The 18,964-nt window shown below is 67.3% G+C and carries 17 protein-coding genes; 14 read left to right on the top strand and 3 right to left on the bottom strand.

Translation table 11 applies throughout. The annotated features are described in order from the left end of the window. Positions 1-41: 41 nt before the first annotated feature. Together speB and ACE3RQ_RS14590 are read left to right on the top strand one after the other, a co-directional pair. Positions 42-968, top strand: a complete 927-nt coding sequence (gene speB, locus ACE3RQ_RS14585) for an agmatinase (RefSeq protein ID WP_374522770.1) — start codon at positions 42-44, stop codon at positions 966-968. Positions 969-970: 2 nt separating this feature from the next. Then, the gene (locus ACE3RQ_RS14590; protein WP_374522772.1) at positions 971-2,281 is read left to right on the top strand and encodes an NAD(P)/FAD-dependent oxidoreductase; all 1,311 of its coding nucleotides are present in this window, start codon (positions 971-973) and stop codon (positions 2,279-2,281) included. Between the two features lie 15 nt (positions 2,282-2,296). Here ACE3RQ_RS14590 and ACE3RQ_RS14595 read toward each other — a convergent pair whose 3' ends face one another. Then, the gene (locus ACE3RQ_RS14595; protein WP_374522774.1) at positions 2,297-3,787 is read right to left on the bottom strand and encodes a PLP-dependent aminotransferase family protein; all 1,491 of its coding nucleotides are present in this window, start codon (positions 3,785-3,787) and stop codon (positions 2,297-2,299) included. 120 nt (positions 3,788-3,907) lie between these two features. Here ACE3RQ_RS14595 and ACE3RQ_RS14600 point away from each other — a divergent pair, with 120 nt between their 5' ends. The 12 genes from ACE3RQ_RS14600 to ACE3RQ_RS14655 all read left to right on the top strand — a co-directional run bounded on the left by ACE3RQ_RS14600 (position 3,908) and on the right by ACE3RQ_RS14655 (position 17,826). Further along, positions 3,908-4,708: a gamma-glutamyl-gamma-aminobutyrate hydrolase family protein gene (locus ACE3RQ_RS14600; protein WP_374522775.1), complete on the top strand. Its 801-nt coding sequence runs from the start codon at positions 3,908-3,910 to the stop codon at positions 4,706-4,708. Positions 4,709-4,765: 57 nt separating this feature from the next. Continuing rightward, complete coding sequence (locus tag ACE3RQ_RS14605) at positions 4,766-6,139, top strand: glutamine synthetase family protein (RefSeq protein WP_374522776.1); 1,374 nt, start codon at positions 4,766-4,768, stop codon at positions 6,137-6,139. 21 nt (positions 6,140-6,160) lie between these two features. Beyond that, on the top strand, positions 6,161-7,600 hold the full coding sequence (locus ACE3RQ_RS14610; RefSeq protein WP_374522777.1) for an aspartate aminotransferase family protein: 1,440 nt from the start codon (positions 6,161-6,163) through the stop codon (positions 7,598-7,600). A gap of 137 nt (positions 7,601-7,737) precedes the next feature. Further along, on the top strand, positions 7,738-8,907 hold the full coding sequence (locus ACE3RQ_RS14615; protein ID WP_374522778.1) for an extracellular solute-binding protein: 1,170 nt from the start codon (positions 7,738-7,740) through the stop codon (positions 8,905-8,907). Positions 8,908-9,029: 122 nt separating this feature from the next. Beyond that, positions 9,030-10,133, top strand: a complete 1,104-nt coding sequence (locus ACE3RQ_RS14620) for an ABC transporter ATP-binding protein (RefSeq protein ID WP_374522779.1) — start codon at positions 9,030-9,032, stop codon at positions 10,131-10,133. A gap of 132 nt (positions 10,134-10,265) precedes the next feature. Next, complete coding sequence (locus ACE3RQ_RS14625) at positions 10,266-11,177, top strand: ABC transporter permease (RefSeq protein ID WP_374522780.1); 912 nt, start codon at positions 10,266-10,268, stop codon at positions 11,175-11,177. Between the two features lie 10 nt (positions 11,178-11,187). Further along, positions 11,188-12,048: an ABC transporter permease gene (locus ACE3RQ_RS14630; protein ID WP_374522781.1), complete on the top strand. Its 861-nt coding sequence runs from the start codon at positions 11,188-11,190 to the stop codon at positions 12,046-12,048. Positions 12,049-12,158: 110 nt separating this feature from the next. Next, on the top strand, positions 12,159-12,713 hold the full coding sequence (locus ACE3RQ_RS14635) for a porin family protein (RefSeq protein WP_374522782.1): 555 nt from the start codon (positions 12,159-12,161) through the stop codon (positions 12,711-12,713). 150 nt (positions 12,714-12,863) lie between these two features. Continuing rightward, positions 12,864-14,354 carry an aldehyde dehydrogenase gene (locus ACE3RQ_RS14640; protein WP_374522783.1) on the top strand — a complete coding sequence of 497 codons (1,491 nt, stop codon included), beginning with the start codon at positions 12,864-12,866 and terminating at the stop codon, positions 14,352-14,354. An 11-nt stretch (positions 14,355-14,365) separates the two neighbouring features. Next, positions 14,366-15,673, top strand: coding sequence for a 4-aminobutyrate--2-oxoglutarate transaminase (gene gabT, locus ACE3RQ_RS14645; RefSeq protein ID WP_374522784.1), 1,308 nt, complete (start codon positions 14,366-14,368; stop codon positions 15,671-15,673). Then, positions 15,670-17,013 carry a type III glutamate--ammonia ligase gene (locus ACE3RQ_RS14650; protein ID WP_374522785.1) on the top strand — a complete coding sequence of 448 codons (1,344 nt, stop codon included), beginning with the start codon at positions 15,670-15,672 and terminating at the stop codon, positions 17,011-17,013. Before gabT ends, ACE3RQ_RS14650 begins: the two co-directional genes overlap by 4 nt. Before the next feature lie 45 nt (positions 17,014-17,058). Continuing rightward, positions 17,059-17,826: a hypothetical protein gene (locus ACE3RQ_RS14655; protein ID WP_374522786.1), complete on the top strand. Its 768-nt coding sequence runs from the start codon at positions 17,059-17,061 to the stop codon at positions 17,824-17,826. 15 nt (positions 17,827-17,841) lie between these two features. Here the strand turns inward: ACE3RQ_RS14655 and ACE3RQ_RS14660 are convergent, their stop codons facing one another. Further along, a complete protein-coding gene (locus ACE3RQ_RS14660; protein WP_374522787.1) occupies positions 17,842-18,612 on the bottom strand; it encodes a class II aldolase/adducin family protein in 771 nt (256 codons plus the stop codon). Between the two features lie 97 nt (positions 18,613-18,709). Continuing rightward, positions 18,710-18,904, bottom strand: a complete 195-nt coding sequence (locus tag ACE3RQ_RS14665; protein WP_374522788.1) for a DUF2892 domain-containing protein — start codon at positions 18,902-18,904, stop codon at positions 18,710-18,712. Positions 18,905-18,964 lie beyond the last annotated feature (60 nt).

An 18,964-nucleotide genomic window follows, 5' to 3' on the forward strand; every position in this document is an offset into this window, starting at 1 on the left:
TCCACTTTTTCGCTTGCCATCCTTTCCACCCGGACGTCTCCATGGCCATCGGTCAGTTTGCTTTTGCCCAGAACACCAACCGCTTCCTGGCGTGCGAGCCGCTGGCCGACCAGCCGTTTGCGGTGTGCGGCGTGCCCTTTGACGGGGTGGTGACCAACCGGCCGGGCGCGCGCTTCGGGCCGCAGGCGATTCGCGCGGCCAGCCTGATGCTGTGCGATGGCATTCACCCGGTGTTCAATGTGTCGCCGCTGGCGCACGTGGGTGACGCGCTGGACATGCGCCTGCCCAACGCCTCGCCCCTGGCCGAGGTGCGCCGCCACATCGAGGCGCAGGCGGCGGCGTTGATGGCGCGGCACCATTGCGTGTTCCTGGGGGGCGACCACTCGGTCACCTTGTCGCTGCTGCGTGCCCTGCGCGAACGCCATGGCGAGCCGCTGGCTTGCGTGCACTTCGACGCCCATTGCGACACCTGGAGCGACCACTTTGGTGAGCCGTCTGGCCACGGCACCTGGACGTTCGAGGCCATTCAGGAAGGGCTCATCAGCCCGGTGCACACGGTGCAGATTGGCCTGCGCTCCAGCGGCGAGCGGGCGGCGCGCGAGTACGTGGCCGACCAGGGTGGGCAGATCTTCACCGCGCGGGCCTTGCGCGGGCTGGACGGCGCGGCGTTGGCGCCGGTGTTGCAGGCGATTCGCCAGCGCATGGGCCAGCGGCCGGTGTACCTCACGCTGGACATTGACGTGCTTGACCCGGCCTTCGCACCCGGCACCGGCACGCCCGAGCCGGGCGGGCTGAGCAGTTCGCAGGTGCTGACCTTTCTGGAGGAACTGGCCGACCTGAACTGGGTGGGCATGGACTGCGTGGAGGTGGCCCCGGCTTACGACCACGCCGAACTCACCAGCAACGCCGCCGCCACCTTTGTGTGGACCTACCTGGCCGGGCAGGTGGCCCGCCGTTCGGGGGCCTGAGCATGGCCGGGCGTTCGCTCATCGGGTCTGACACCCAACTCAACCGGCAAAGCTATTACGAGGCCAGCGTGCAGCGTGGCGCGGGCCGCCCGGGTTTGCAGGGCGAACTGGTGGTGGACGCGCTGGTGGTGGGCGGCGGTTTTGCCGGCCTGAGCGCGGCGCTGGAGCTGGCGCAACGCGGCTTGAGCGTGGTGCTGCTGGAGGCCGACCGCGTGGGCAGCGGCGCCAGTGGCCGCAACGGCGGGCAGGCCATCGTGGGCTTCGCCAGCGGGCAAGAGCCGTTTGAGGCCCAACTGGGCCAGGCCGATGCGCAACGCGCCTGGGACATGTCGCTGGAGGCGATCGACCTGCTGGACGCGCGCATCCGGCGCCATGGCATCGATTGCGACCGGCGCCTGGGTTACGTGTACGTGGCCGATTCGGCCCGCAAGGCGCGCGCGCTGCGCGAAGAGGCCGATGGCTTGCGGGCGCGAGGCATTGCGGTGCAGTGGGCCGAGGGCGAGGCGGTGCAGGGCCTGATTGGCAGCCAGCGCTACGTGGCGGCGGCGCGTGAACACCGCAGCGGCCACTTGCACCCGCTCAAGTTCGCGCTGGGCCTGGCCCGTGCCGCCGAGGCCGCGGGCGTGCGGGTGTTTGAACACTCGCCGGTGGTGCAACTGCGCCGGGGCGAAAAGCTGGTCGCCCACACGCCGCAGGGCCGGGTGGTGGCGCGCTTCGGGGTGCTGGCCGGCAACTGCACGCTGCCGGCCTATGGGCCGGCGGTGGCGCCCGAGATCGCCCCGCGCGTCATGCCGGTGGGCACCTACATCATTGGCACCGAGCCGGTGGACGCGGCGCTGGCCGAGCGGCTCTTGCCCGGCGACGTGGCGGCCTGCGACAACAACTTCGTGCTCGACTACTTTCGCTTCAGCGCCGAGCGCCGCATGCTCTTCGGCGGGCGGGTGAGCTACACCACCATGACGCCGCCCAACCTGAAAGAGGTGATGCGCCAGCGCATGGCGGCCATCTTCCCGGCCCTGGCGGGCGTGCCGGTGGAGCACGTGTGGGGCGGCTTTGTGGACATCTCCATGAACCGCGCGCCCGACTTCGGTCGCCTGGGGCCCAACCTGTACTACCTGCAGGGCTTCAGCGGCCACGGCGTGGCGCTCACCGGGCTAGCCGGCCTGCTGGTGGCCGAGTGCGTGGCCGGACAGGCCGAGCGTTTCGATGTGTTCGCGCGGCTGCGGCACCGGCGCTTTCCGGGCGGGCCGCTGCTGCGCACGCCCACGCTGGCGCTGGGCATGCTGTGGCACCGCCTGCGCGACGTGCTGTGAGGGCCCGCCCAGGCCTCAGCCGCCCAGGGCCTGCTTCACCGCCTGGGTGAGCAGCGGGCCGCAGCGCTTGATGTCGGCCAGGGCGGCGTAGCCGTAGCCAATCACCAGGCCCTTGAGGTCTTGCCGCGCCAGGCAATAGGCCGAGAGCGGCCGCACGGTGATGCCCTGTTGCGCCAGGCGCTGGGCCAGGGCCACGTCGTTCACGGTGTTGGGCAGGCGCAGGCACAGGTGCAGGCCTTGCTCGGCGCCGGTGATGCGCGGGCCCTCGGGCCGGTCTTTCAGCACCGGGGTGAGCGCTTCCAGCAGGCATTGGCGGCGCTCGGCGTAGCTCTGGCGGGCGCGCCGCAGGGCACTGGCGAAGTGGCCCATTTCAATGAACTCGGCCAGGGCCGCCTGCACCGGCATTTGGCCGGGGCGGTTCAGGTCGTAATGGGCCTGCCGGAAGGCCTCCACCAGGCCTTTGGGCACCACCAGGTAGCCCAGCTTGATGCCGGGGTACAACACCTTGGAGAAGGTGCCCATGTAGAGCACGCGGCCGTCGTTGTCCAGGCCCTCCAGGCTGGAGATGGGCGGGCCGCTGAAGCGGTACTCGCTGTCGTAGTCGTCTTCCAGCACCCAGGCCTGGTGCGCACGCGCCGTGGCCAGCAACTGGTGGCGCCGCGACAGCGACATGACCGCGCCGGTGGGGTACTGGTGCGAGGGCGTCACGTAGATCAGGCGCGGCGGGTGGGCGTTGTCGCTCTCGCTGGGGGCAATGCCTTGCACGTCCACCGGCACCGGGTGTGCGCGCAGGCCGGTGGCCAGAAAGGCCTTCATGGCGCCCCAGTAGGCCGGGTCTTCCACCCACACGGTGTCGCCGTGGTCGGCCAGCAGGCGCGCGCACAGTTCCAGCGACTGCTGCGTGCCGGTGGTGACGATGACCTGGTCGGCGTCCAGGTGCACGCTGCGAAAGACGCGCAGGTAATCGGCGATGGCGCGGCGCAGTGGCGCGTAGCCCCCCGAGGTGGCGTAGTCCAGCATGTCGGGGTAGGTCATGCGCCAGTGCTTGTTCTGCAGGCGCTGCCACAGCGTCAGGGGAAAGGCGCTGAAGTCGGCGATGCCGGGGGTGAAGGGCTGCACCTCCAGGTCGGCGGCGGTGAAGCGGTGGGCCAGTGCCTGGCCCCGGCTGGACAGGCGCGCGGCTTGCGGTTGCACCGGTGCGCCCTGGCCATTGCGCCCCGGGCGGCCGTTGGCCACGCGCGGCACGTTGTCGTTCACGTAGGTGCCGCTGCCCACGCGGCTGACCAGGTAGCCCTCAACGCTTAACTGGTTCACCGCCGCCACCACGGTGTTGCGCGACAGGCCCAGGTCTTGCGCGAGGTCTCGGCTGGAGGGCAGGCGCTCGCCCGCGGCGAGCTTGCCGTCGAGCATGGCGCGCCGCAGCGCCTCGTAGAGCTGGCGGTGCAGGGGCAGGGCGTCTTGGGTGCCCAGTCGGTTCATCTCGGCGAGCAGGAATTCGGAGAGCATGGGCGTGCGCTAGGGTGTGGGGTACCGGTGGCGCCAAGTGGCACCACCGTCTTACCTGAACTGGCCCTGATTGTGATCCAATTTGTCCGCCAGAATGGCCCACGACTGTCTGGAGATTCCATGAACAAGCCGCCATGCATGGTCTGGCTGCCTGCCGACCACCGTCTGCTGGGCGATCACGGGCATCAGATGCCCTTCCTGCTGCTGGGTGACAAATACGCCCGCGCCGTCAAGGTGGGCGCACAGGCCCAGCCGGTGATGTTTCCCCTGGCCAGCGCCGAGCAGATCGACGAGTTGCTGGGCCTGGTGGATGGGGTGATGCTCACCGGCTCGCCCTCCAACGTGCACCCCTCCCATTTCGACGAATCGGTGGCCGACCCGAGCCTGCCGCTGGACACCGAGCGCGACCAGCTCACCCTGGCCCTGGTGCGCGCCTGCGTGCGCGAGGCGGTGCCGCTGTTGGGCATCTGCCGTGGCTTCCAAGAGATCAATGTGGCCCTGGGTGGCACGCTGCACCAGCGCGTGCACGAGGTGCCGGGGCTGATGGACCACCGCGAGCCCAAGGGCCGCCCTCCTGACGAGCAGTACGCCCCGCGTCACCCCGTCACGCTGGTGGCCGGGAGCGAGCTGGCCCAGTGGGCCGGCGGCACACAGGTGCAGGTGAATTCGCTGCACGGCCAGGGCATCAACCGCCTGGCCGATGGCTTGCAGGCCATGGCGCACGCGCCCGATGGTCTGGTGGAGGCCTTCGCGGTGAAGGGCGCACGCGCCTTCGCCTACGCCATGCAATGGCACCCCGAATGGCGCTGCTGGGACAACCCGTTCTACGCCGCCATCTTCGACGCCTTCGGGCATGCCTGCCGCCAGCGCCGCAGCCAGCGCCTGCAGGCCCACGACCTCGCTCGCGCCACGCCGGTGTGACCGCTCTCCCCACCTGACGCCCCACAAGCACAAAGACAAAGCGACAAGGAAACGGCCATGATTGACAACAAACAGACCCCCAAGAACTTCAACGAACTCGAAAGCTGGCTCAACGAGCGCCGGGTGACCGAGGTGGAATGCCTGGTGCCCGACCTGACCGGCGTGGCGCGCGGCAAGATCCTGCCGCGCGAGAAGTTCACCGAAGACCGCGGCATGCGGCTGCCCCAGGCCATCGTGGCCATGGGCGTGACGGGCGAGTTCCCCGAAAGCGGCCCGTATTACGACGTGATCGAGCCCACCGACCGCGACATGCAGTTGCGCCCCGACCCCACCACGGTGCGCATCGTGCCCTGGGCCACCGACCCCACCGCGCAGGTGATCCACGACTGTTTTGACCACCAGGGCAAGCTGGTGCCCTTCGCGCCGCGAAGCGTGCTGCGCCATGTGTGCGAGCTGTTCGAGGCCGAGGGCCTGGAGCCGGTGGTGGCGCCCGAGCTGGAGTTCTACCTGACGGCCCGCAACACCGACCCCAACACCCTGCTCAAGCCGCCCATTGGCCGCAGCGGCCGGGCCGAGACCTCGCGCCAGGCGTACTCGATCGACGCGGTGAACGAGTTTGACCCGCTGTTCGAAGAGATCTACGAGTACTGCGAAAAGATGGAGCTCAACGTGGACACGCTCATCCACGAGGTGGGCGCGGGGCAAATGGAGATCAACTTCTTCCACGCCCACCCGCTGGGCCTGGCCGACGAGGTGTTCTTCTTCAAGCGCACGGTGCGCGAGGCCGCGCTGCGCCACGACATGTACGCCACCTTCATGGCCAAGCCCATCGCCGGTGAGCCGGGCAGTGCCATGCACGTGCACCAAAGCCTGGTGGACAAAAAGACCGGGCGCAACATTTTCAGCAACCCCGACGGCTCGCCGTCCGAGGCCTTCTACCACTACATCGGTGGCCTGCAGCGCTACATCCCGGCGGCCATGGCGCTGGTGGCGCCCTACGTGAACAGCTACCGCCGCCTCTCGCGCCACACCGCCGCGCCCATCAACATCGAGTGGGGCCACGACAACCGCACGGTGGGCATTCGCTCGCCCATCTCCACGCCGCAAGCGCGTCGCGTGGAGAACCGCGTGATCGGTGCAGACGCCAACCCCTACGTGGCCATGTCCATGACGCTGGCCTGCGGCTACCTGGGCCTGAAAAACAAGATTCAGCCCAAGCCCGAGATGCGCGGCGACGCCTACCTGGCGCCGTACTCACTGCCGCGCAGCCTGGGAGAGGCCCTGGAATGGCTGCGCCGCGAGCCTGACCTGCACGAGGTGCTGGGCAAGGAGTTCGTGACCATCTACACCGAGATCAAGGAACTCGAGTTCGAGGAGTTCATGAAGGTGATCTCACCCTGGGAGCGAGAGCACCTCCTTCTGCACGTTTGACCCGCCTGAAAGCCCATTGCCATGAACACCTCCACCCTCATCACGCCACCGGCCCTGGTTCGCCGTGCCGAGCAGCAAGACACGCAGGCCATTCAGGCGCTGGACAGCGCGCACTTCATCCACCCCTTCACTGACCACGGTGACCTGGCCACGCGCGGGGCGCGGGTGATCACACGGGCCGAGAACATCTACGTGTGGGACAGCGAGGGCAAGAAGATCCTGGACGCCATGAGCGGCCTGTGGTGCGTGAACGCCGGTTACGGCCGGCGCGAGCTGGCGCAGGCGGCCTACGACCAGATGATGACGCTGCCCTACTACAACAGCTTCTTCCAGACCACCAACGTGCCGGCGGTGCAACTGGCCACCAAGCTGGCCTCGCTGGCGCCCAAGGTGGGTGACCGCTCGTTTGAGCACGTGTTCTTCAGCTCCAGCGGCAGTGAGAGCAACGACACCAACGTGCGCATGGCGCGCCGCTACTGGGACCTGATGGGCCAGCCCGAGCGCAAGGTGATCATCAGCCGCCACAACGCGTATCACGGCAGCACCATGGCCGGTGCGTCGCTGGGCGGCATGAGCGGCATGCACGCGCAGGGTGACCTGCCCATTCCCAACATCACCCACATCGAGCAGCCCTACCACTTCGAGAACGGCCTGCCCGGCGAGAGCGAGGCCGACTTCGGCTTGCGCGCGGCGCGCTGGCTGGAAGAAAAGATTCTGGCCATCGGGCCGGACAAGGTGGCCGCCTTCATTGCCGAGCCGGTGCAGGGCGCGGGCGGGGTGATCATTCCGCCCGCCACTTACTGGCCCGAGATCCAGCGCATCGTGGACCAGTACGGCATCTTGCTGATCTGCGACGAGGTGATCTGCGCCTTCGGCCGCCTGGGCCACTGGTTCGCCTACGAGAAGTTCGGCATCAAGCCCGACCTGGTGACCTTCGCCAAGGGCGTGACCAGCGGCTATATCCCCCTGGGCGGCGTGATGGTGGGCAACCGCGTGGCCCAGGTGCTGATCGACAAGGGCGGCGAGTTCAACCACGGCTACACCTACAGCGGCCACCCCGTGGCCTGCGCGGTGGCCCTGGCCAACCTGGAGATCATGGAGCGCGAAGGCCTGCCGCAGCGGGTGCGCGACGACATTGGCCCCTACCTGGCCCAGCGCTTTGCCGAACTGAACGACCACCCGCTGGTGGGCGTGGCCGAGACCTGCGGTTTCGTGGCCGGCCTGGTGCTGGTGAAAGACAAGGCCACCCGCCAGGTGTTCGACCCCGACCTGGCCGTGGGCATGATGTGCCGTGCCCACTGCTTCAAAAACGGGCTGATCATGCGCGCCGTGGGCGACCGCATGATCATCGCGCCGCCCCTGGTGATGACGCACGAGCAGATCGACGAAATGATGGCCCTCATTCGCCTCTGCCTGGACGCCACCTTGGCGCAATTGCGCTCGCTTGGCCATGTCGCTTGACTAGAATGCCCGATGCGGCCGACGCACCAGCGTGGTGAAGGTCGCGGGTCTGGAAATTGCGTGCGATCAAGCACCTGCTGTCCACCCGCCGGTTTGTAATGCTTTAGGTCAAAACCCCCTCAGGAGAGAGCTTCACCATGAAAAAACACGTTCTGGTTCTCGCGGTGTCGGCCATGCTGCTGGCCGCATGCGGCAAGAAAGAAGAGCCCGCACCCGCGCCGCAAGCCACACCGGTGGCCGCCGCCCCGGCCGCTGCCCCCGCTGGCCCGGTGTACGACGACGAGAAGGTGCTCAACATCTACAACTGGCCCGACTACGTGCCCGAGAACCTGATCGCCGACTTCGAGAAAGAAACCGGCATCAAGGTGAACTACGACACCTTCGAGACCAACGAAGCCCTGCACGCCAAGCTGGTGGCGGGCAACACCGGTTACGACATCGTGGTGCCCGGCACCGTGTTCGCCAAGCCTCAGATCGAGGCCGGTTTCTACCAGCCGCTGGACAAGTCCAAGATCCCCAACTACAGCAACCTCGATCCCGCCGTGATGCAGGTGCTGACCAAGGCCGACCCCGACAACAAGCACCTGGTGCCGTGGGGCTGGGGCTTCACCACCGTGGGCATCAACAAGACCAAGGTCGCCAAGGCCCTGGGCAGCATGCCCATGCCTGAGAACGCCTGGGACCTGGTGTTCAAGCCTGAGTACACCAGCAAGCTGAAGTCTTGCGGCATTGCCTACCTGGACTCGCCCACCGAAATCATCCCGGTGGCGCTGCACTACATCGGCAAGGACGCTTACTCCAACGACCCCGCCGACTACAAGGCCGCCACCGAAATGCTGGCCAAGGTGCGCAAGGACATCCGCCTGTTCAGCTCGACCATGATCGACGACATCGCCGGCGGCAAGGCCTGCGTGGCCGTGGGCTGGTCTGGTGACATCAACATCGCCGCCGGTCGCGCCAAGGAAAACGGCTCCAAGGACGAGATCGAGGCGCTGCTGCCGTCCACCGGTGCGCTGTCGTTCTTCGACACCATGGCCGTCACCAAGGACGCCAAGCACCCGAACAACGCCATGGCCTTCATCAACTTCTTCCTGCGCGCCGAGTCTGGCGCCGCGATGGCCAACGAGATGAGCTACAACGCGGGCAACAAGGCCGCGCTGGAGAAGGTGAACCCTGAGCTGGCGAACAACAAGACCATCTTCGTGGACGCCGAGTACATGGGCAAGATGATCCCGCCCAGCAGCTTCACCAACGAAGCGCGCGAAGCCATGGCCACCGCCTACAACGCCTTCAAGAAGGGCAAGTAAGCCCCCAGGCCACTCCAGGCCATGAAAAAGGGGCTGTTCGTACACCGTATGAACAGCCCCTTCTCTTTAGCAGCCGCCGTGGCTGCCCCATCACCTCTCACCCCATCGACAAAGGCGCATTCATGGCTGACGCTGGATCACAAGACGGTTACCTGGTCACCGAGAAGCTCATCAAGCGGTTCGACGAGGCCGTGGCGGTTGACGAGGTGTCGCTGTCCATTCGCAAAGGCGAAATCTTCGCGCTGCTGGGCAGCTCGGGTTGTGGCAAGTCCACCTTGCTGCGCATGCTGGCGGGCTTCGAGCAGCCCACCAAGGGCCGCATCCTGCTGGGCGGCCAAGACCTGGCCACCCTGCCGCCCTACGAGCGGCCGGTGAACATGATGTTCCAGAGCTATGCGCTGTTCCCGCACCTGAACATCTGGGAAAACATCGCCTTCGGCCTCAAGCGCGAAGGCTTGCCCAAGGCCGAGATTCAACAGCGCGTGGACGAGATGCTGGCCCTGGTGCAGCTCACCCCCTACGCCAAGCGCAAGCCGCACCAGCTCTCGGGCGGCCAGCAGCAGCGCGTGGCCCTGGCGCGCAGCCTGGCCAAGCGGCCCAAGCTGCTCTTGCTCGACGAGCCCCTGGGCGCGCTGGACAAGAAGCTGCGCGAGCAGACGCAGTTTGAGCTGGTGAACATCATCGAAAAAGTGGGTGTGACCTGCGTCATGGTCACGCACGACCAGGAAGAGGCCATGACCATGGCCAGCCGCATCGCGGTGATGAGCAAGGGCCGCGTGCTGCAGGTGGGCACGCCGCAAGAGGTGTACGAGTACCCGGCCAACCGCTTCGTGGCCGACTTCATCGGCAACGTGAACCTCTTCCAGGGCAAGATCAGCCTGGACGAGGCCGACCGCTGCGCCGCCACCACCTCCATCGGTGAGATTCACGTGGGGCACGGCATCAGCGGCGCCATGGACATGCCCGTGGCCGTGGCGGTGCGGCCCGAGAAGATCAGCATCGGCAAAGAGCGCCCCGCCGGCATGGACCACAACGTGTTCGCCGGTCGCGTGAAAGAGATCGCCTACTTCGGCTCCTACAACACCTACATCCTGCTCACGCCACAAGGGGTGCGCGTGAAGATCACCGAGCCCAACGGCTCGCGGCACGAGATGCTGAACATCACCTGGGAGGACGACGTGTTCTTCTGGTGGGACGACACCGACGCGGTGGTTCTGAGGGACTGACACCTGTCAGTCTCCCCCCCGCGCCGCTTCGCGTCACCCCCCAGAGGGGGGCGATGCGAGTGGCCCGGCGGAGCCGGTTCCACCGCATCCCTGGATAGCGTGTTTGGTTCGCCTACTTTTGCAGGAACTTCCATGAACTCAGTTCCCATTCCTGGCAAGCGCTTCGTCATCGGCGTGCCCTATGCCTGGCTGATCGTTTTCTTCTTCCTGCCCTTCCTGATCCTGCTGTACATCAGCTTCGTGGACATGGGCGGCGACATCAGCCCCTTCAAGCCGCTGTGGGACCCGGACACCGGTGTGCTGCGGCTGAAGTACGAGAACTACCTCTCGATCTTCCGTGAGGCCGAGGGCGCGCCGCTGTTCAAGACGCTGTATGTGGACGCCTACCTGCGCTCCATCTGGTACGCGCTGTGCACCGCCTTGCTGTGCCTGGTGATCGGTTACCCCTTTGCCTACTTCATTGCCCGCTCGCCCGCCAGCGCGCGCCCGGCGCTGCTGCTGATGGTGATGCTGCCGTTCTGGACGTCTTTCCTGCTGCGCGTGTACGCCTGGAAGGGCATCCTGGCCGACGAGGGCGTGCTCAACCGCATGCTCATGGCCGTTGGCCTGGTGAGCGAGCCGCTGCACATGCTCTACACCAACACGTCCATGCTGATCGGCATGACCTACGTGTACCTGCCCTTCATGGTGCTGCCGCTCTACGCCAACCTGGTGAAGATGGACTTTCGCCTGCTGGAGGCCGCTTACGACCTGGGCGCCACGCCCTTCAAGGCCTTCTGGCTGGTGACGGTGCCGCTGTCCAAGTCGGGCATCGTGGCCGGCTTCATGCTGGTGTTCATTCCCTGCGTGGGCGAGTTCGTGATTCCCTCGCTGCTGGGTGGCCCCGAGAACCTCATGATCGGCCGCGTGGTGTGGGACGAGATGTTCACCGCCAACAACTGGCCGCGCGCCACCGCACTGGCGGTCATCATGATCGCGGTCATCGTCGTGCCGCTGGCCCTGTACTACCACTTCAGCGCCAACAAGCCTGAAGCCCGCGCCTGAGGAGACGACGATGAAAGCCCTGCTCGAAAAACACGTCGGCAAGCTCTGGATGCTGGTGGTCTTCGCGTTCCTCTACGCGCCGCTGGCCTTCATGATCCTGTTCTCTTTCAACAGCACCCGGCAAGACGCGCGCTTCACCGGCTTCTCGCTGCGCTGGTACGAGGCCCTCACGCGCGACACCAAGATCGTCGAAGGCTTCTTCCTCTCGCTGAAGATCGCCGCCATCACCGGCGTGCTCTCGGCCGTGCTGGCTACCTTCGCCGCCTTCGTGCTGGTGCGTTACCAGCGCTTTGCCGGGCGCACCATCTTCAGCGGCATGGTCAACGCCCCGCTGGTGATGCCCGAGGTGATCATCGGCCTGTCTCTGCTGCTGCTGGCCGTGGGCGCGCAAAACGTGTTCGACTGGCCCGAGCGCGGCATGCTCACCATCGTGCTGGGCCATACCCTGCTGGGCATGGCCTATGGCATGGTGGTCATCCAGAGCCGCTTGATGGAGATGGACCGCCGCATCGAAGAGGCCGCCATGGACCTGGGCGCCCGCCCGCACCAGGTGTTTTTCCTGGTGACCTTGCCCAACATCTTCCAGGCCATCCTGGCCGCGTTCCTGTTGGCTTTCACCCTGTCGTTCGATGACGTGGTGATCTCCGAATTCCTCTCCGGCCCGGGCGTGAACACGCTGCCGCAGGTGATCTTCGGTTACGCCCGCCGTGGCATCAACCCCACCATCTACGCGGCGGCCACCTTGCTCATCGTCACCGTGACCATCGTGATCGTGGGTTACGCCGTGTGGGTGGCCCGCCAGACCCGCCGCCGCGAGCGTGAGATCGCGGCCGCGATGCGGGCCGAGCAGGCCGCGCTTCAGGGGCATTGAGCCCGCCTGGCCCCGCCAAGCGGGGTGGGGTGGTGGGTATCGGTTGTTAACAAAAAGTACTATTACAAGGCCTTTGCATCCGCAAAGGCCTTTCTTTTTTGTCACACCCCATGAAGAAGACTCTTTTCGCATCCCTGGCCGCCGTGGCGGCTTTTTCTTTTGTTGGCGCCGCGCACGCCCAAGGCGCTGAAGCCCCGCTGTATTTCGAACTGGGCTACAGCAAGCTCAGCGTCAAGAGCAGCGCTCTGGCCCTGAAAGCATCGCCCGGTGCCATCAGCGGCATTGCGGGCTACCAAGTCAACAGCAACCTCTCGCTGGAAGGTCTCCTGGCCTTCGGCGCGGGCAACAGCGAAGCCAAGATCAACGGCGCCGGTTCGGGCGTTGACATCAAAGTGGGCACCGGCGTGGGCTTCTTCGCCCGCGCCTCGGCCAACGTGACCGATGACCTGCAACTCTTTGGCCGCCTGGGCTGGCAGCACAGCAGCCTCAAGTTTTCGGATCCCACGGGCTCCGTGTCCGACAGCGGCAGCGACCTGGCTTATGGTTTTGGTGCCAACTACAACCTGTCCAAGTCGTCCTACCTGCAGGCCAGCTGGATGAGCTACTACAACAAGAACAGCACCAAGATCAGCGGTTTGGGCCTGAGCTACGGCATTCGCTTCTGATTGCCTTGCTTGACCAGCGAAGGGCCACCACCGGTGGCCCTTTTTCTTTGGCGCCCTCAGTGGATGCCTTCACTGGGGCCAAAGTGGATGCTCGCGACAGCAAAGTTGGGGCGTAGCATGGGGCCAATTGCGTCTTGATTGCCCTCCAATATGAACTCTGCTGCCCCTGCACCCCAGACCCCGTCTTTCGACGGCCGAGCGCTCATCAACGGCGAGCGCGTGGCGGCCCGCGATGGCCAGACCTTTGACAACGTGTCCCCCGTGGACGGCCGCGTGCTGGCCCAGGTGGCGCGCGGTGGCGCGGCCGACATCGACGCGGCGGTAGGCGCGGCCCGCACCGCGTTCGAAGACCGGCGCTGGAGCGGCTTGCCGCCGGCCCAGCGCAAGCGCGTGATGATCGCCTTTGCCGATTTGCTGTTGGCGCACGCCGATGAACTGGCGCTGACCGAGACCCTGGACATGGGCAAACCGGTGAAGTACTCGCGCTCGGTGGACGTGAACAGTGCGGCCAACTGCATTCGCTGGTACGGCGAGGCGGTGGACAAGGTGTACGACGAGATCGCGCCCACGCCCAGCACGGCACTGGCGCTGATCACGCGAGAGCCGGTGGGCGTGGTGGGCGTGATCGTGCCCTGGAACTACCCCATGATCATGGCGGCCTGGAAGATCGCGCCGGCCCTGGCCGCGGGCAATTCGGTGGTGCTCAAGCCCAGCGAGAAAAGCCCGCTCACGGCGCTGCGCCTGGCCGAGCTGGCGCTGGAGGCCGGCATTCCGCCGGGCGTGTTCAACGTGGTGCCGGGCTTTGGTGCCGAGGCCGGCAGCCCGCTGGCGCTGCACATGGACGTGGACTGCATCGCCTTCACCGGCAGCACCCGCGTGGGCAAGCAGATCCACGTGATGGCGGGGCAGAGCAACCTCAAGCGCGCCTGGACCGAGCTGGGTGGCAAGTCGCCCAACATCGTGTTCGCCGACTGCCCCGACCTTGACCGCGCGGTGGAAGCGGCGGTGGGCAGCATCTTCTTCAACCAGGGCGAGAGCTGCAACGCGCCTTCGCGCCTGTTTGTGGAGGCGTCCATCAAAGAGGCTTTTCTGGAGAAGGCGCTCAAGCTGGTGCCGCAGTACCAGCCGGCCAACCCGCTGCACGCCGACACGGTGATGGGCGCCATCGTGGACCGCACCCAGCTCGACACGGTGATGCGCTACATCGACAGCGGCCAGCGTGAGGGCGCGAAGCTGTTGGCCGGTGGCCAGGCGGTGGAGCCGGTGAAGGGCGGCTGCTACGTGCTGCCCACCATTTTTGACGGCGTGCGCAACGACATGACGATTGCGCGCGAGGAGATTTTTGGCCCGGTGCTCTCGGTGCTGAGCTTCACCGACGTGGCCGACGTGGTGCAGCAGGCCAACCGCAACGTGTACGGCCTGCAGGCCGGCGTGTGGACGCGCGACCTCAACAAGGCCCATGGCGTGGCGCGCGCCTTGCGTGCCGGCACGGTGCACGTGAACCAGTACGACGAAGACGACATCACCGTGCCCTTTGGCGGCTTCAAGCAAAGCGGCGTGGGCCGCGACAAGTCGCTGCACGCGTTTGACAAATACACCGAGGTGAAGACCACCTGGATCCGGATCGATTCGCCTGTCTGAAGGAGACCGCCATGAACGCCCCCCAGCCCCCTCAGCACCTGAACGCTCCCCACACCAACGCCGCCTGGCACGAGCGCCGGCTGGCGGCCACGCCGCGCGGCGTGGGGGTGATGGGCAACTTCTTCATCGACCGCGCCAAGAACGCCGAGTTCTGGGACATCGAAGGCCGGCGCTTCATTGACTTTGCGGGCGGCATCGCGGTGCTCAACACCGGCCACGTGCACCCCAAGGTACAGGCGGCGATCGCGGCGCAGTTGCAGCGCTTCACCCACAGCTGCTACCAGGTGGTGCCCTACGCCGAGTACGTGTCGCTGGCCGAGCGCCTGAACGCGCTGGTGCCGATTGACGGGCCGGCGAAGACCGCGTTTTTCTCCACGGGCGCCGAGGCCATTGAAAACGCCATCAAGATCGCGCGCTCGGCCACCGGGCGCAGCGGCGTGATCGCCTTTGGCGGCGCCTTCCACGGGCGCAGCCTGTTTGCGGTGTCGCTCACCGGCAAGGTGCAGCCCTACAAGGCTGGCTTTGGGCCGTTCCCGCCCGAGATTTACCACGTGCCGTTTCCCTGCCATTGCAGTTCGCTGGACGACACGAAGAAGGCCATGGAGCACCTGTTCAAGTGCGACATCGAGCCCTCGCGCGTGGCGGCCATCGTGTTCGAGCCAGTGCAAGGCGAGGGCGGTTTCAACCCCATCCAGCCCGCCGCCGTGCGCTGGCTGCGCGAGCTGTGCGACCAGCACGGCATTCTGTTGATCGCCGACGAGGTGCAGACCGGTTTCGCCCGCACTGGCCACCTGTTCGCCATGGAGCACTATGGCGTGCGGCCTGACCTGATCACCATGGCCAAGAGCCTGGCCGGTGGCACCACGCTGTCGGCCGTGTCGGGCAGGCAGGCGGTGATGGACGCGCCCGCCCCTGGCGGCCTGGGTGGCACCTATGCCGGGCACCCGCTGGCCATTGCGGCGGCCCATGCGGTGCTGGACGTGATCGAAGAAGAGCGCCTGTGCGAGCGCGCCCGCCGCCTGGGCGACCAGCTCATGGCGCGCCTGATCGCGCAGCGCGCGCGGTATTCGGCGCTGGGCGACGTGCGCGGCCTGGGCGCCATGATCGCCTGCGAGTTCATCGACCCGAAGACCGGCGCGCCCGACGCCGACCTCACCAAGCGCGTGCAGGCCGCCGCGCTGGCGCGTGGGCTCTTGCTGCTCACCTGCGGCGTGTACGGCAACGTGATCCGCTTCCTGTTTCCGCTCACCATCGAAGACGCCGTGTTCGAGGAAGGTCTGGCCACGCTGGACGCCGCCTTGGCCGAGGTGCTGGGGTGAGTGCGGCCCCGGGTGGGCTGACGCAGCGCATGGCCGCCCTGCGCACGCAGGGCATCCACTCGGTGCTGGCCACCTTCACCGACCTGGCCGGCTCGCCCAAAGGCAAGCTCATCCCCTTGAGCGCCTTGCCGCAGGCGGTGGCCGAGGGCGTGGGCTTTGCCGGGCCCAGCATCGTGGGCACGGGGCTGCCGCGCATGGGCCCGCGCAGCGAGTACATGGGCCGCGTGCTGCCCGAGACCCTGCGGCCCTTGCCGTTTCGGCCCGGCGTGGCGCACGCGGTGTGCGACGGCTTTGCTGGCGGCCAGCCGCTGGCCACCGATTCGCGCCAGGTGCTCAAGCACCAGGTGCAGCGCCTGGCCGAGCGCGGCTGGACGTTGTGGGTGGGCATCGAGCCCGAGTTTTTTCTGCTGCGCCGCGACGCGCAGGGCCACCTGGGCGTGGCCGATGCGCGTGATGCGCTGGCCAAGCCTTCGTACGACCTGCGCTCGCTGGGGCGCCAGCACGGCTTTCTGGACGACATGCGCGAGGCCTTGGCGGCGTTGGACTTCGAGTGGCAGCAGACCGACCACGAAGACGCCAACGGCCAGTACGAGATCAACTACCGGCACGACGAGGCCCTGGCCGCGGCCGACCGCTACCAGCTCTTCAAGCTCACCGCCGCCGAGGTGGCCGAGCGCCATGGCTGTGTGTTCTCCACCATGCCCAAGCCCTTGGCCAACGCGCCGGGCAGCGGGCTGCACTTTCACCTGAGCCTGACCGACGCCAAGGGGCGGGCCGTCATGGCCGCGCCCGATGGCCCCATGGGCCTGAGCCCGCAAGGCCTGCGCTTCGCGGCCGGCCTGCTGCACCACGCCGACGCCCTGGCCGCCGTGTGTGCCCCCACGGTCAACAGCTACAAACGCCTGGCGGTGTGCAGCAGCGCCTCGGGCACCACCTGGGCGCCGGTGTGGAAGGCCGTGGGCGACAACAACCGCACGTGCCTGGTGCGGGTGGTGGCGGGGCGGCTGGAGTGGCGCCTGCCCGACCCGGCCTGCAACGTGTACGCGGCCCTGGCGGCCACGCTGGCGGCGGGTTTGTCGGGCATTGACCAGGGGCTGCCAGCGCCCGACCCCTGCGCGGACGACCTCTACCAGCGGCAGGCCTCGGGCGCGGCGGTGCCGCCCGTGTTGCCGCGCGATCTGTTCGAGGCCACGCAGGCGCTGGCGGCCGATGGCGCCTTGTGCGAGGCCGTGGGTGCCGAGTTTTGCGGGCAACTGCTGGCCCACCATCAGGCCGAATGGGCGGCCTGGTGCGCCCACGTGGGCGAGTGGGAATGGGCGCGTTACGCCGAGCGCTCCTGATCCCGCCTGGCGGTGCTCCCTGGGGTTTTCGGGATAATCCCGCCCGTGACCGAGAACGCCCCCGCCCCCGACACCAAGGCCTGGACCAAGACCGCCGACCGCCCTTTGCGCAGTTGGCGCAAGTCGCTGGGCATTTGGCTGTTCGCCCATTACGTTGGCGTGCCCGTGCCCTGGGGCGCGGTGCGCCAGCGCGATGGCGCGGCCCTGCTGGCCTTTGAGCACGAGCGCTTGCAGGCCCTGGCCGCCGCTGGCGAGCACGTGCCGGCGGTGCTGGCCTTTGATGGCCATTCCCTGACCACGGGCGACATTGGCGCCACGCTGGACCACCTGCTGCACCGCATGCGCGAGCAAGACCGCTTGCCGCTGATGTGCGCGGCCGCTGCCGACCTGGCCGCCTTTCACGCCCGTGGGCACTGGCATGGCGGCGCGCAGACGCGCAACGTCACCTGGAACGGGCGCTTCTTTGCCCGGCTCGATTTCGAAGAGCGCTTGTTGCCGGGCATGGACTTGTCCACGGTGCAGCGCTATGACGCGCTACAACTGCTGCTCTCGCTGGCGCGTTACCTGCAGCCGCTGGGGCCGCAGGCGGTGGCGCAGGTGCTGCGGGCCTATGCCGACGAGCCCACCGATGGCCACCCCGATCTGCGGGTGTTCGTGGCGCGGCTCTTGCCCCGCCTGCGCTGGGTGTCGCGCCTGGCCGCGCTGTCCACCCGGCTGGACGGTTCGCGCGAGCTGATGCGCCTGCGCACCGTGCTGGATGGCATGGCGGCCTTCGTGGCCGATGCCCCCAAGGCCCGCACCCGCGCGGCCTGAGGGCGGCGCGCGGTTTCAGGTCTTGTAAGACGGGTCGAGCCGTTCCACCTTGCGCAGCAGCGCGGGCCACGCCAGTTGCGCGCCCTGGCCCGCCGTGGCCACCTTCATCACCTCGCCCATGTTGGCCAGGATGCTGGGGTTCACCTGGGTCAATTCACCTCCGCCCGCCAGCGCGTCCACTTGAATGCGGCAGGTGTTCTCGAAGGTGTACATGTTCAGGAAGGCCTCGGCCACGCCGCGCCCCACGGTGAGCAGGCCGTGGTTGCGCAGCACCAGAAAGTTGGCCTGGCCCAGGTCGGCCTGCAGGCGTGGCTTCTCGTCGGGCCTGAAGGCCACGCCTTCGTAGTCGTGATAGGCCAGCGAGTGCAGCACAAAGGTGCTTTGCTGGCTGATGGGCAGGATGCCGTGTTGCTGCGCGCTCACCGCCACGCCAGCGCGGGTGTGGGTGTGCAGCACACAGCCCACTTCGGGCCGCGCCTCGTGCACGGCGCTGTGGATCACGAAGCCCGCCGGGTTCACCGGAAAGGGCGAGTCGATCACTTTGCGGCAGCCCATGTCCACCTTGACCAGGCTGCTGGCCGTGATCTCGTCGAACATCAGCCCGTAGGGGTTGATGAGGAACTGGTGCTCGCCGCCGGTGACCGAGTCGGGCAGCTTGGCGCTGATGTGAGTGAACACCAGGTCGCTCCAGCCGTAGGCGGCCACCAGGCGGTAGCAGGCGGCCAGGTCACAGCGAAGCGCCCACTCGTCGGCGCTCACGGCGTCGCGCAGGGAAGGGATGTGCATGTCGTGTCTCCGCAACCGCCTCTGGGTGGGCGGTCCGGGACACTGTAGGGCGCGGCGGGCGGGCTGTCATGTCCCCGTCAGGACATGCGCGCGCCGCTTACTTCTTGCCGACTGAGCAGGTGTTGAAACCCAGCAGGGCGTAGGGCGGGCACCAGCCGACCAGGCCGGTCAGCAGCGGCAGCACGCCGATGTAGCCCCACAGGCCCACGGTGCCGGTGGCGGCGGCCACGATGAGGGCGGCGCCGACCACGATGCGAAGGATGCGGTCGATGCCGCCGACGTTTTTGGTCATGTGAATGCTCCTGTGGGACGAGGGTTCTGGGGCCATCGCGGGGCGATGGGAACAGGTGCG

The sequence above is a fragment of the Hydrogenophaga sp. genome (assembly GCF_041913525.1).
GTDB lineage: Bacteria > Pseudomonadota > Gammaproteobacteria > Burkholderiales > Burkholderiaceae_C > Hydrogenophaga.

Excerpts from the sequence above, each read along its gene's own strand:
- ACE3RQ_RS14590 (WP_374522772.1), top strand. The coding sequence starts at position 971 with ATGGCCGGGCGTTCGCTCATCGGGTCTGACACCCAACTCAACCGGCAA.
- ACE3RQ_RS14600 (WP_374522775.1), top strand. The coding sequence starts at position 3,908 with ATGAACAAGCCGCCATGCATGGTCTGGCTGCCTGCCGACCACCGTCTG.
- ACE3RQ_RS14605 (WP_374522776.1), top strand. The coding sequence starts at position 4,766 with ATGATTGACAACAAACAGACCCCCAAGAACTTCAACGAACTCGAAAGC.
- ACE3RQ_RS14610 (WP_374522777.1), top strand. The coding sequence starts at position 6,161 with ATGAACACCTCCACCCTCATCACGCCACCGGCCCTGGTTCGCCGTGCC.
- ACE3RQ_RS14635 (WP_374522782.1), top strand. The coding sequence starts at position 12,159 with ATGAAGAAGACTCTTTTCGCATCCCTGGCCGCCGTGGCGGCTTTTTCT.
- speB (WP_374522770.1), top strand. The coding sequence starts at position 42 with ATGGCCATCGGTCAGTTTGCTTTTGCCCAGAACACCAACCGCTTCCTG.
- ACE3RQ_RS14665 (WP_374522788.1), bottom strand. The coding sequence starts at position 18,904 with ATGACCAAAAACGTCGGCGGCATCGACCGCATCCTTCGCATCGTGGTC.
- ACE3RQ_RS14620 (WP_374522779.1), top strand. The coding sequence starts at position 9,030 with ATGGCTGACGCTGGATCACAAGACGGTTACCTGGTCACCGAGAAGCTC.
- ACE3RQ_RS14625 (WP_374522780.1), top strand. The coding sequence starts at position 10,266 with ATGAACTCAGTTCCCATTCCTGGCAAGCGCTTCGTCATCGGCGTGCCC.
- ACE3RQ_RS14630 (WP_374522781.1), top strand. The coding sequence starts at position 11,188 with ATGAAAGCCCTGCTCGAAAAACACGTCGGCAAGCTCTGGATGCTGGTG.
- ACE3RQ_RS14660 (WP_374522787.1), bottom strand. The coding sequence starts at position 18,612 with ATGCACATCCCTTCCCTGCGCGACGCCGTGAGCGCCGACGAGTGGGCG.
- ACE3RQ_RS14595 (WP_374522774.1), bottom strand. The coding sequence starts at position 3,787 with ATGCTCTCCGAATTCCTGCTCGCCGAGATGAACCGACTGGGCACCCAA.
- ACE3RQ_RS14615 (WP_374522778.1), top strand. The coding sequence starts at position 7,738 with ATGAAAAAACACGTTCTGGTTCTCGCGGTGTCGGCCATGCTGCTGGCC.
- gabT (WP_374522784.1), top strand. The coding sequence starts at position 14,366 with ATGAACGCCCCCCAGCCCCCTCAGCACCTGAACGCTCCCCACACCAAC.
- ACE3RQ_RS14640 (WP_374522783.1), top strand. The coding sequence starts at position 12,864 with ATGAACTCTGCTGCCCCTGCACCCCAGACCCCGTCTTTCGACGGCCGA.